This window comes from Microcoleus sp. PH2017_05_CCC_O_A (genome assembly GCF_020738785.1).
Classification (GTDB): domain Bacteria; phylum Cyanobacteriota; class Cyanobacteriia; order Cyanobacteriales; family Microcoleaceae; genus Microcoleus.
Window position 1 is genome coordinate 1 of sequence record NZ_JAEQCB010000172.1, and the last position, 12,146, is coordinate 12,146.

Sequence of the window (12,146 nt, forward strand, 5' to 3'; positions counted from 1 at the left end):
ACTTTGATGGGATAATTTTTCTATTTGTTTAAATAAAGAGCGATATTCTTCGTATCCTGGTTTATATTTTCCTGCTAATTCGCCGCTGCTGAACAAATTGTGAATATCATCTAAGACTACTAAGCAGCGATGTTTTTGTAAATATTTAATTAGGGGTAATGCTTTCTGGTTGGTTGTGGGTGAATCTTGCTTGTCTGACTGCGAGAAAAACTGGATTAGGTTAGCTTCAAATTCACCGAGGGTGGGGGATGTGTCGAGATTGCACCAAATGACGTATTCAAATTCGTCTTTTATTTGTTGTACGAGTTGTATTGCTAGGGATGTTTTGCCGATACCGAGTCCGCCGGTGATGGTTATGAGGCGGCTGTTTTGTTGTAGAATCGAGGTTGTGAGGGTTTTGAGTTCGGAAGTGCGATCGTAGAAAGCACCTAATTCCGGCATCTCGCTTAACTCGTGATGCGATGTTTCTTGATTTGGTGAGTGTGGGTTTGGTACGTTTGGCGGGTGTCTAGCTTCTCCACAAATGTTAAAGATACCAATCCCTACAGCATCTTTTGCAAAATTGGAGACATTTGAAACTTGCCACCTCTCCATTGCCGATCGAAAATTCTTTTTATTAACATCTTCCCCTAAGTCTTCTGAAAGTATCTGCCATAATTCCGATCCGATTTCTCTGATGCGACTTTCAGAACAGTCAAAATCTGCAAATCGTTAAGGTGCTGACCCATTTTGGCAAATACTATCTCATCTGCGAGTTTTAACACTGGTTCAAGGTTCATCTGTTCTGGGAGATGCGATCGTTATATGTATTGTGGCTTACATTTCCGACTTTTTAGTATATTTTTGTACAAAACTAGATTAAAGGGACTGAAGTTAGGGAAAAATTCTCGGCACAATTAAACATTTTTGGGCTAGAAAAAGCTGGGTTTTATTAAGTATCATGATGGGAGAATTCTTAAACGCTAAATTTACGGAGTAAAAATAATGAGAAAGTTCGTGTGTCTTTTGGTAATTGGCTGCTTTCTAACAGTCAGCGCTACTGAGGTACAAGCGCAGCGGCGCACGGGTGCATATTTTGCTTGGAAGGGTGCAACACATTTCGGGTTTTACAATCCAAATAAATCTAATCCAAATGGTGCCAGCGACTTAATTGCGTATTGTAGCTTTCCTACTCCAGGAGGCTACCAGATGCACCAGGCAGGTATAGGAGGTGACAATGTAGGGCGATTAACTGATGGTCAAGTTGATCCGTTGGCATTTCGGGGCGCGTGCCCTCTTCCATCAGGCTATTTTGCTTGGAATCGAGCAACACACTACTCAATCGGAGATGGTACATACTGTAGCTTTCCAACCAGGCAAGGATTCGTCAATCATCAAAGTCGTCGTCCTCAGGAGCGAAGCTTCGGTAATTTGCAGTCTGACCCTAAAGCTTTCCTGGCGTTTTCTGGAGCCTGTGGCAACTAGCTGAATATTTTGTTAAGGAAACAATTTTAATCTGCCAGCTACCTACCACATTATAACTGGTAGGTAGCTTTCTCAGATTGGCTAATGGACGCTTTAACCACGAATCGGCAACAGATTATTGAGTACGATCGCCCTTTCTTGTAGGTTGGGTTGACGCAAGGAAACCCAACATCTTTTTCCACTCGCAATCTTATTCATTTCCACCGTTCCAATACGATGATTGGATGGGTACGATCGCCCCACCAAAACTTATATCGATTGCACATTCAACAATTACATGAATGAGAGATGCTTGTACGGATGCGATCGCCCCAACACGCATCAAGGGCGATCGCCCTTTCTTGTTTCTGATGAGCTATAGTTGAAAATGAAAGAGCGCTGGCCCTTATTATTGTTCAACCCGGAGCGAGATCCCCACCGAGCGTCAGTAATTTCAATGTTTTATGGTGTCATCGTCAGAATGTACTACTTTGATAACCAAAAACATCAATGCCCGCACATCCACGTCAGCTATCAAGACGATGAAGCCGTATTTGCCATCCCTAATGGCGATATCCTTGAGGGGCAACTACAAAGATCTAAACTCAAGCTGGTTCAAGCCTGGATCGAAATCCATCAAGATGAACTGATGGCGGATTGGCAACTCGCAGTCAATGGGCAACAAGTCTTCAAAATCAACCCCCTCCAGTGATTCGGAGTAATTATATGTCTCCCAAAGTCATCAAGGTCGAACCCTTAGAAAACTATCGACTTCGCCTCACCTTTAGTAATGGCGAAATTCGTCTCTTTAATGTCACTCCCTATCTCGACAAAGGAATATTCACCGAACTTCAAAATATCGAATATTTTCAGCAAGTCAAACTTACTTTTGGCAGCATTCAATGGCCCCACGAGCAAGATTTTAGTCCGGATACCCTCTATCTTACCAGTCAACCCGAAGAAAAAACAGTAGAGTCGATATCGCCTTCCCCAGCCCTACGATAGTAATGTCTCAAATAAAAAAACGATGATTGTGGTCATAAAGAAGGCAGCGATCTCCCTTATAAATTATTTTGAAACAGCAGCGATCGTCCTTATTTTTTTCAAACAAGAGCGATCGCACTTTCTCTGAACTAATGATGCGCTGGCAACTTCTCCCCTATATCCAATTCGCCTTCGCGTAAAGTGTCAGTAGAAGAATTCCGATCGATAAATTCATCTAACAGTTCAAAAAATTGATCGAGTGCTTTACTTTCGTCTTCAGAATAAAAAAGAATGATGTTAGCCCAAGATTGGCTAGTCTGCACGTTGAATCTTTTTCGTATCCATTCAGGAAACGACATAAAATCGCTGTCTTGTTTTGTTGGCTGTTCTCCCAACTCATGTTTAGCAACGCTGTAACCCGATAAAAAAGCCTGAAGGCAAATAATTGAGTGTCTTCCCAAGTACATTGAAGGAGCTTTCTTGATTTTGTGAATCAGCGTATATAAATCGTGCATTATCCACCTCAATATTTTTCAAAAGTTGGTCAGCTTTGCCGCTCAAAATTCCTCTTCTATAATCTTAAAACTTCCCATACCCAGTTCCAGAGTAGGAGATGTTAAATTTTGTAGCCATTCCTGCCGAGTTACGCCACTACGATCTATATTGTCAAAAACAATTTCCTCTCCGTCAACTGTAATTGATATTCCGATGTGGTAGCCATTAGTAGCAATTTGCTGCCCTCGTCGTAAATCATAAATCACTGACCAAGGTGGGTCTTGCCTGCCTAAATCGAGCTTAATTTGCTTCCCATGCACCTTTCTGACTGTCAAGAACTCTTTGATTGCCTGACTACATTCAACACATTGAAAAACTCCATAAAGGGTAGCAATTTTAGCTATCTCTAGACGGATATCATCTAAACTACTCGGCTCTAAACTCAAAGTGGAAAGTTTACCTCCTACGCATAGATAAAAGTATATCTCAAAACAATTCCCATTCTGTATTTGCTGTTCGTGCGAATAACTCATAGTCGCGGGCGGTATCAAGTCTTCTCGTCTGCGTTTTGAGATTTCGCGCCGCTGCTCAATTTCACCGTTATTCTCGATCGCACTCTGGTTCAAGTGCACTTGCAACGTCCTCGGTTGAAATGTACGCGCGGCGTAGCTATCTCGACCGGATTCGCCCCACCGAAAAAAGAGCGTGAAGCGAAGTTATCCCTCTTCGTGAATCGCCCCTGACACCAAATACCAAACACTTCGATGATTCTACAAATTGCGATCGCCAATTCCCTACTCATTCATAGCGATCGAGACTCGTATTGAACAGGCAGGATGCCTGTTCCACAATAATTATTAGAGATGGCTATTAGATATTGAGCGTTGGTCGCAAACAACAAACAACAAATAACCAATAACTAATAACAAACAACTAATAACCAATAACAAACAACCAATGACTAATCACAATTCAGCATAAAAGTCAACACTGTTTCATCAATTCCCTTGAGTTGCAGCGGCTTATATTTAACAATTCGATCCTCCTCAACATAATCTGCAACCGCCGCCGAAATCAGCACAGTATTTGGTTCCGCCACCTCTTGCAAGCGGGCGGCAATATTCACGCTCGGCCCGATCGCAGTATAATCCGATCGATCGGGCCCGCCAAACATCCCCACCACCGCAGTACCCTGGTGAATACCGCAGCGAAACCGCACCGGAGGCACCCCATTTTCCCCCACAATTCCCTGCTCCAACCAGCGCTCGTTAAGTTGGTTCAGAGCTCGCAGCATAAGCCTTGCAGCAGCTATAGCGCGGCGTACTTGCTCGTTTGGCGTTAGTTCCTCCGGCGCGCCAAAGAGAGCCATTACCGCATCTCCCACAAACTTATCCACCGTACCGCCGCTGTCAAAAATAGCCTTAGTCATTGTCGCCAAATATTCATTCAACAGCTCAGCTACCCGGCGCGATCGCAGCGTATTTGCCATTTGAGTAAAACCGACAATATCGCTAAATAAAATAGTAATCAATCGCGGTTCCGGGCGCAAATCCAAGGCCAAATCTCCAGCCGCAGCGGCTTTCACCATCGACGGCGGCAAAAATCGGCGCAGCACCGACTCAGTTAAATAATTGTTCAACTGCTGCACTCGCCGCTCGTTTTGCTTGAGGGCGATTAAATTCCGCACTTCTGCCAACAATTCGCGATCGTTAAAAGGCTTCGATAAATAAGCATCAGCACCCCGTTCTACTCCTTCAATCCGAGTATCTGCGTCGGCTTTAGCAGTTAGCAAAATTGCCGGAGTTCCCCGCAAGTCTTCATCCTGTCGAATCATCCGAATCAAATCCAAACCCGAGATCACAGGCATCATCAAATCCGTGACAATTAAATCCGGACGGCGGTTTTTTGCCACAGCAAATCCTTCTTCTCCGTTGCGGGCGAGCAAAACTGCAAAGCCAGACTCTCGCAGAATTTCCGACACATAAAAGCGCAAATCTGGATTGTCGTCAACCACCAAAACCGTGCCAGCTACTGTTTCGGAATTTATCGGTTCTAGAGCCTCAAAGTTATGATTTTCTGCTTCATCTTCCGACAAATCAGCTTCCACATCTGCCAGTTCCACCGCAGCTTTTGATGCGTGAAACTCGGCGGGGATTTCCAGTACCCGTTCTGGGGGCAAATGAGTCGAACCGAAGTGCAGCCAAACGGTAAAAGTAGTACCTTCGCCGTAAACAGAATCGACGGAAATTTGACCGCCGTGGAGTTCGACTAATTCTTTGACAAGTGCCAAACCTAAACCGCTGCCTTCGTAGGAACGGCTGGCGGAACCTTCGGCTTGGTGAAAGCGCTCGAATAAATAGGGAATTTGTTCGGTGCGAATGCCGATGCCGGTGTCTTTTACTTGCAACAAACAGTGAGCGCCGGCTGGTTCAACTGTCAGGGTGATTGTTCCCCCTTCTGGGGTGAATTTGACAGCATTTGATAGCAGGTTGTAAATAACTTTGTCAAATCTTTCAATATCTAAATAAAGTAAAGGACAGTCTTGCAGTTGGGTAATTAAGTGCAGTCCTTTTTTGTCGCAGTAGGCGCGGAAAGACTCTGCCGTAGAGTAACAAAAACCGACTAAATCGCACGGGCGAAAACTCGGCTGCATCCGTCCTGCATCGAGGCGCTGCAAGTCCAGCAGTTGATTTACCAACCGCAGGAGGCGGCGGGAATTACGCAAGGCGATGACGGCTTGTTCGTAGGGTAAGTCTTCTTTGCGGCCGCAAGCTGATTCTAGAGGGCCGATAGTTAGGGTGAGAGGGGTGCGGAATTCGTGGGAGATATTTTGGAAAAATTCGGTTTTGAGCCGATCGGCTTCCAAAAGCCGTTCCGCCTGCTGTCTGGTAGTCTGGTAGAGGCGCGACTGCTGCACCGCCAAAGCAGCTTGAGTTGCCACTATTTGAGCCAGGTCAATGTCTGAGAGGTTCCAGCGGCGGGTGCTGCAATTTTGGCGCAGCGAAATGCTGCCGATGATTTTGCCTTCGGAGATTAAGGGCACGACTAACAGGGCGCGGGCTGGCGATCGCACTTGCAGTTCTGTAACATTTAAATCGGGGCGTTCGTTGAGGTCTTCAATCGCCACGGGCTCTTTTGATACCATAACTTGCAGCAACACCGGATTGCCGCGAATCGGCACCAAAGACTGCGGCAGGGAAGGATGGGCAAAAACCCAGCCGGGAGGGTTCGCAGCAGCACTCTCAGCAGCAGTTTGAGGGCTTGGAGGATTCGCAACTACCTCTGAATTGTTAAAACCCTGTTTTACAGCCACCGTATCCCTATTTGTGTCGTAGAGACCAACGCACTGGACATATTCATCATCTTCTGTCCACAGAGATAGGGCGCAGCCGTCAACTTGCAAAGCTTGGCCGAGTTGTTGAGTAATCGCTGCAAAAATATTTTGGGGGTCGAGGCTCGATCGAATTGCCGTAGTAATAGTATTGACTAAGGTCTCGCGCTTTGCCAGCGCCCGCACCTGTTCGTAAGCCCGGGCCTGAGAAAGGGCCAAAGCCGCTTGGTCGGCCACCGTAATTACTAACTGTACCTCGTGGTCTTCCCACTGGCGCGGTCGATCGAACTGGTGCAGCGCCAAGACTGCCATCAGTTCCATTTGGTAAAACAGCGGTACGATTAAGCTCGATCGAATATTCGCAGCTTGGTAAGCCTGCAATCGCTGCTCATTGTCCCAGCTTAAAACTCGATCGTCAGTTTGAGCATCTTGAATCACCTCCACATCCAGAGTTTCCCAAACCAAATCCGGCAGCAAATCCGGCGAAAGTCGGGCGCTAGAAGCATCTCGTCTAGCTTCAGAATCGCCCCGCAACCCTTTACTTTCGGCCTTCTGGTAAACGAACCACTCATCAGCCACCCGGCCGTCTTGGAACGGCCGCAGCAAACAGCAACTCACCTCAAACATCTGCCCGACAGTTTCCACAATTCTTTGCAGCATTTGCTGGTAATTGGGAGCCGATCGAATAGTATTGGTAACGGCATAAAGCAGCGATTCTTGCGAGAGAGCCCTACGCAGTTCATTCGTGCGGGCTTTCAGGACATTGTGAGTATCAACAGCTTGACTGACAAGAGCTCTGAGTTCTTCAGCATCCCAAGGCTTGGTAACGAATTTGAATACTTTGCCAGCATTAATAGCTTCAACTAAATCTTCAACATCCGTATAGCCAGTTAAAATAATTCGGATCACATCGGGATATTGAGCCGCAGTCAGGCTGAGAAACTCCGTACCGCTCATTTTTGGCATTCGCTGATCGGAAATAATCACAGCAACTTCTCCCTCTTTTGCCAAAATTTCGAGGGCGGCGGGGCCAGATTCGGCTCTGAGCACTTTATAGTCTCGATGGAAGGTGCGGTAAAGCAAATCGAGGTTATCCGGTTCGTCATCGACGATTAGAAGTTTGAGCTTAGGATTTGATTGGGAATTCATGCACCGTTCTCCTGTGCCCCGGGGCAGTTCGATTTAATAAGTCTGTTGAAAAAAAGAATTCGCAGGTTTCAATTGCACGAGTCATACGACAGTTGACAGTTGACAGTTGACAGTTGACAGTTGACAGTTGTTACCTACTACTAATGACTGATGACTGATGACTGATGACTGATGACTGATGACATAAGGGTTTGGAGTTTGCCGGCAGTTGCATTATTTTTTGAAACTGGTGTCACACAAATTCGTGAATCTGAAGTTGTTGTGAGTGGGTCGAGGCAAGAATCAACCTTGATTTTTAATTTATGGGTTTTCAATTCCGAATTCTTCGATCGCCACAGTTGCCTGTAGTGCACCCCAATTTTATTATTTAATGATATTCACAAGAATCTCGTCTTGCGGGAAGTGTCCTTAACCCCTCACCTCTATGTTGAGCGTGAAAATAGGAATCCGCAACTTTTAACTGCCCTCTGGATATCTCATAATACATAGGAATAATCGTCCTGATTGTGAGTGGATTTGCCTTTCTTTATGTGTTATTATCGCTCATCTTCCTGTTTTATTTGGTGTGTAAAAACTGTCTGTAGCAGGATACAATAGACAACCAACATCTTCCCCTGTGTTTTTGCTGCCTAGGTGACAGCAACTTTCACATTCTGCCAAGGATATGGCTTTCCTCTCCGGCCCCTGTGTCCCTGACTGATATTCGGGGGGGGAGACAGACAGACAACACAGGCGGGGAAGTGCGAGTGACGCAATTGCTGTACCATTTTAGTGAGACTGGCACTTTTTGGGCAGAGCGCGGCATTTTTTATGCCTCGTCCAGACCAACGCCCAAGGCAATTACTGCGGCGAAACACCGCTATCTTGAGCATCCATCTGTTAATCTTAGCTAGGGATGTACTCTGTGGAAACCGATCGAGCCGCTCGATCGAAGTTTTGAAGCTCTCGATCGCCCGCAGCACAGTATCGCAGCACAATATCGCTGGACAATATCTAGCCCTCCGGCGCAACAGGTAAGGCCTGTTCGCGAGGGGACGGGCTTCCTGATTGCCCAGCACTGCTGAAAGCTGGGTTGTCGGGTTCTGGGACAGGCAGCCAACATCCGACTTGCGATCGCGCCCGGTATTAGTCTAGTAGATACTTGATATTGTCAATTACCGCTAGACGGATAAATTATATTCGATCGGGTATTTCTGCAAGCAGAGAGCGGTACGCTTCCGGGAACCAGACGTTAAAACCTTTTTGATTGTTTTTAATAACTTTCCCGCTACCCACAAATCTAGTATTAAGGGATGGGTTTTCATTGGAAATAAATTTAGTCTAAAATACTGAATATCTCCAATTTACATCAGATAATAGTTAGAGGAAAGTACAAAAAGAATGTGACTGAATCGCATTCATAAACTCTGAGTATAAGTCATACAATTTAATCTCTTAAATTTAAGATTCTCGATGACAAATATTATGATTGGGAGTTGGTCTAAAGTTACATTCTTTTTTTAAAAGTGATATTACATTATCACCAGAAGTGAAATTTCTCAGATGGGCAGATCGGTAACCCGCGTAGAAAAATTAATATAGTGACCTGGAATTGTGAATCCTTCCTTTTTTTCCTCAGCTTCTCACCAACAACAAACTCCCGGACTTTCTGGCTTTTCGATCCGGGTGGCTGCATCAAATGACTTGACGCAACTAGCGGATATTTTGGCCATGAGCTTTCACTCCCGCGAGGGGTTTGTAGAATGGGTGTATCCAGTGTTGCGTTTAGGCATTTACGAAGATTTAAAAAATCGACTGCGTTCTCAGGCAGAACACTACATTTGTCTCGTTGCTGAGCTAGTCTCGCGGGAGTCAGGAATGCAGAATTATCGATCGCACCAAACTCAGTCTATAGCAGGAACAATAGAAATGGCTCTGCGTTCTCGATTCCCTTGGCAAATACCGAATTCCGACTATCCTTACTTGTCAAATTTAGCAGTTCACCCGGAGTATCGGCGGCAGGGAATTGCTCAACAACTGCTCGACAACTGCGAGAATACAGCCCGAGAATGGGGATTTTCGGAGATTTACCTCCACGTTTTGGAAAACAATCACGGGGCGCGACAATTGTACTATCAAGCAGGCTACCGCTTGCAACAAGTGGATTGGCATTGGACTTATTGGCTGTTCGGCCAGCCGCGCCGGCTATTTTTACGCAAGCAGATTTCGTTGTCATCAACTAAGTATGGGTAGTGGTGCATAAGCGCCTGCTTTTCGCACGCTCAATCGTTATGGAGAAAGGCTTGTATCAATTGCATCATTCAAGAAAGCAGCACTACCCAATTTCTACCTCCTGCTTCACTTCTAGTTGAACTTGAGCCTCAACAAATGTAGTGTAAATCGGAATATTCGATGTGATTGCTTCAAAGCTAATAACAAGAGAATAGGGTGCTTCAGCATCTGGATCGTTATTCCAGCCTTCATGTCCAACTACTGCAATACAGAATGCTTCTCTGAGTTCAAATGACTTGACAATAGTCCAATCCTTTTGAATAGTTCCCGCGCTTCTAGAAACACCGTCAATTTTTCCATAGTTTTTCGCTCTTTTGCCAATAGTCCATTTAAAACCTTCCTCTCCCTTTTCAGCATCCTCTGGAGCATCATACTCTTTCAAAATCCTAGCCAGAAACTTTTCTGGATTTTCTCCCTTTTTACTACAATCCCAATCCAGCCAAGTTGAAAGATATTTTCGGCGATTTCTACGAGTTCGACGCGGTTGTGCTTTGTAAGATAAAGTAACTTCTACCAGAATCTCATATTCTTCTCCCTGACTACGCAATCCTTCTGGCAATTTTACTTGATAAACATGAGCTTCTTTTGCTTTGATAGGACGATTCCCTCTGGTAATCAAAGTGATGCGATTGGGAGAATTACCTAAAGCGCGATCGATATTTGGAATACCATAACCAATTTGACGAATGACGTGGAGTTTTTCTATATTGTCTACCATTGTCCACTCTGGCCATCTGGCTGATTGTACTATCAGCGCACGGTATAAAAGGCAACTCTCATCCGACAACTCAGCAGCAAGACGCGCTGCAATATGGCTCACTTTTGGTGCTGCAAATGATGTTCCAATATTGTCAGCAGCAACTCCTGGCCCACCATTCAAAGTCGAACGCACTAATTCTGGGCAAACTTCTTTAGGTGAAGTAATGTTAGGTGGTATAGATTCATCTTTTACTAAGTCTCCACCATATTCAACTACTTCCGGTTTAATGGTATCCCAAATTCCTAACCCAGAGCATGAAAAAGCTGAGGGTTTATCCTTCTGTGATATTGAAGAATACGATAGTGCACGATAAGAAGCTAGAGAAATTGAGCCAACGGTTAAGGCTTGAAAACTTTGTGCAGGGTTAGCAATTCTACAAGAGTTTTCTACAAGATAATCGGGACATAGCCGATTTGATGCAAGATGCTCTTGCACAGATAATCTTGTATATCCTATTCTTCCACCACTTAAGGGTAAATTTCCTGCTGCTACAATAAACAGAATATCCTTTTCCCATGTCAAATTATCAATCCCCGCCGCCCAAGCACTCATATATTGAGTACGACATGGAACAGATCCAGTGATAGAATGATTGAAAATCCTTGTTTTTGTTTGATTGTGATAAAATTCCACAATATCACCAAGTAAGTTGGGTGGAAATAGCTGTGTAGATAGTTGACATTTAGAATCAAGAATTCTCGCATTTTGAATCCAGCAAACAGCTTTTTCATTTCCAATACGAGGTATTGTTATGGGATAGAGGACTGCACCAGCCACTCTGGTTCCGTGTCCACCGTTGCTAACATAGTCAGCAGTTTGATCGGTTTCTTCTGGAACCCAAGACTTTGAATTGCCTGAATCAATAGCTGCTTTCAAAAGAGAATGATTTTCTTGAATCCCACTATCTATAACACATACGTTAGGGGCATTTGATTCGGGTTGTTCTAGTTGAAAAATAGGATCGTCAACATCAGATGAATTTTCCGGCTCAACTAACTTAGCAAATTCATCAGGCAAATTCACATCAAAAATATAGGGGAAATTGAAAACTAAGTCTTTTAGTCCCTTGCCAGAAATTTGAAGACGGCACGAAAAACTATCGGGCAGTTGAGAAGATTGAGGAATAGCTCCATCCACAATATTTAAAATCTCTCCCCGATAAGCTTGGACAAATTCCGTAAACTCATCTTCTCTTTGCGACTTAATCTCATCCCATTGCTGGTAATTTAAATCACGTTTTTTACTCCACGTGGTGAAGCGTTTAGTAAACTTTTCGTCACTTTCATCGGGCTTTATTTCGGGGCAATCAGGCAATTGTGACTTCATTCCTAGACAAGCAATACCTATATCCACAATATATATTTGTTCATCTGTAATTTGCTGCCATTGATTAAGTAGTTCTGGTGAGAGGACGTACTCAGGTCGCTTGCTTCCATCAATAAAGTCCCAGATTGCTGCAACTTTACCCCCTCCTCGCTCTGCCTTAATAAATTTTTCTATCTTTTTTTCTAGTTCACTAAATTCACTATCATCTGCTGAAGCACCAATAATATACCCATTTTCTAATTCAGCAATTACTTCGATTCCATAGTTTCTGAGATTCTCTGCATCGAATGCAGGGCTATTTCGTTCTAGACAGTAGACAGGGTTTAGGTTTAGAGTTTAGAAGTCGGATTCACCCTAACTTATGATTTATGAGTTCCCTAGCAATTG

General features: G+C 44.5%; 11 protein-coding genes. 4 read left to right on the forward strand and 7 right to left on the reverse strand.

What is annotated here, in order from left to right:
• Positions 1 to 594: NB-ARC domain-containing protein (locus tag JGK20_RS29045; protein ID WP_366039632.1), on the reverse strand; the 594-nt coding region annotated here is incomplete at its 3' end.
• A gap of 390 nt (positions 595 to 984) precedes the next feature.
• Here JGK20_RS29045 and JGK20_RS29050 point away from each other — a divergent pair.
• A complete protein-coding gene (locus JGK20_RS29050) occupies positions 985 to 1,464 on the forward strand; it encodes a hypothetical protein (protein WP_293233068.1) in 480 nt (159 codons plus the stop codon).
• 190 nt (positions 1,465 to 1,654) lie between these two features.
• On the opposite strand, the gene JGK20_RS29055 is transcribed toward JGK20_RS29050, so the two are convergent.
• Positions 1,655 to 1,789, reverse strand: coding sequence for a hypothetical protein (locus JGK20_RS29055; RefSeq protein ID WP_293233070.1), 135 nt, complete (start codon positions 1,787 to 1,789; stop codon positions 1,655 to 1,657).
• A 42-nt stretch (positions 1,790 to 1,831) separates the two neighbouring features.
• Between JGK20_RS29055 and JGK20_RS29060 the strand changes: the two genes are divergently transcribed.
• Together JGK20_RS29060 and JGK20_RS29065 are read left to right on the forward strand one after the other, a co-directional pair.
• On the forward strand, positions 1,832 to 2,155 hold the full coding sequence (locus tag JGK20_RS29060; RefSeq protein ID WP_293233072.1) for a DUF4160 domain-containing protein: 324 nt from the start codon (positions 1,832 to 1,834) through the stop codon (positions 2,153 to 2,155).
• Positions 2,156 to 2,169: 14 nt separating this feature from the next.
• Positions 2,170 to 2,448, forward strand: a complete 279-nt coding sequence (locus JGK20_RS29065) for a DUF2442 domain-containing protein (protein ID WP_293196921.1) — start codon at positions 2,170 to 2,172, stop codon at positions 2,446 to 2,448.
• Between the two features lie 128 nt (positions 2,449 to 2,576).
• Here JGK20_RS29065 and JGK20_RS29070 read toward each other — a convergent pair whose 3' ends face one another.
• From JGK20_RS29070 to JGK20_RS29085, 4 genes are all read right to left on the reverse strand, one after another.
• Complete coding sequence (locus JGK20_RS29070; RefSeq protein ID WP_293196922.1) at positions 2,577 to 2,942, reverse strand: hypothetical protein; 366 nt, start codon at positions 2,940 to 2,942, stop codon at positions 2,577 to 2,579.
• 42 nt (positions 2,943 to 2,984) lie between these two features.
• Positions 2,985 to 3,554 carry a papain fold toxin domain-containing protein gene (locus tag JGK20_RS29075; RefSeq protein ID WP_293233074.1) on the reverse strand — a complete coding sequence of 190 codons (570 nt, stop codon included), beginning with the start codon at positions 3,552 to 3,554 and terminating at the stop codon, positions 2,985 to 2,987.
• A gap of 329 nt (positions 3,555 to 3,883) precedes the next feature.
• Positions 3,884 to 7,402 (reverse strand): response regulator, encoded by a 3,519-nt coding sequence (locus JGK20_RS29080; protein WP_293233076.1) that lies wholly within the window; start codon positions 7,400 to 7,402, stop codon positions 3,884 to 3,886.
• 629 nt (positions 7,403 to 8,031) lie between these two features.
• Positions 8,032 to 8,460 (reverse strand): hypothetical protein, encoded by a 429-nt coding sequence (locus JGK20_RS29085; RefSeq protein WP_293233078.1) that lies wholly within the window; start codon positions 8,458 to 8,460, stop codon positions 8,032 to 8,034.
• Positions 8,461 to 8,995: 535 nt separating this feature from the next.
• Between JGK20_RS29085 and JGK20_RS29090 the strand changes: the two genes are divergently transcribed.
• On the forward strand, positions 8,996 to 9,634 hold the full coding sequence (locus JGK20_RS29090) for a GNAT family N-acetyltransferase (RefSeq protein ID WP_293224539.1): 639 nt from the start codon (positions 8,996 to 8,998) through the stop codon (positions 9,632 to 9,634).
• Positions 9,635 to 9,716: 82 nt separating this feature from the next.
• Here JGK20_RS29090 and JGK20_RS29095 read toward each other — a convergent pair whose 3' ends face one another.
• A complete protein-coding gene (locus JGK20_RS29095; RefSeq protein WP_293233080.1) occupies positions 9,717 to 11,786 on the reverse strand; it encodes a S8 family peptidase in 2,070 nt (689 codons plus the stop codon).
• Between the last annotated feature and the right edge of the window lie 360 nt (positions 11,787 to 12,146).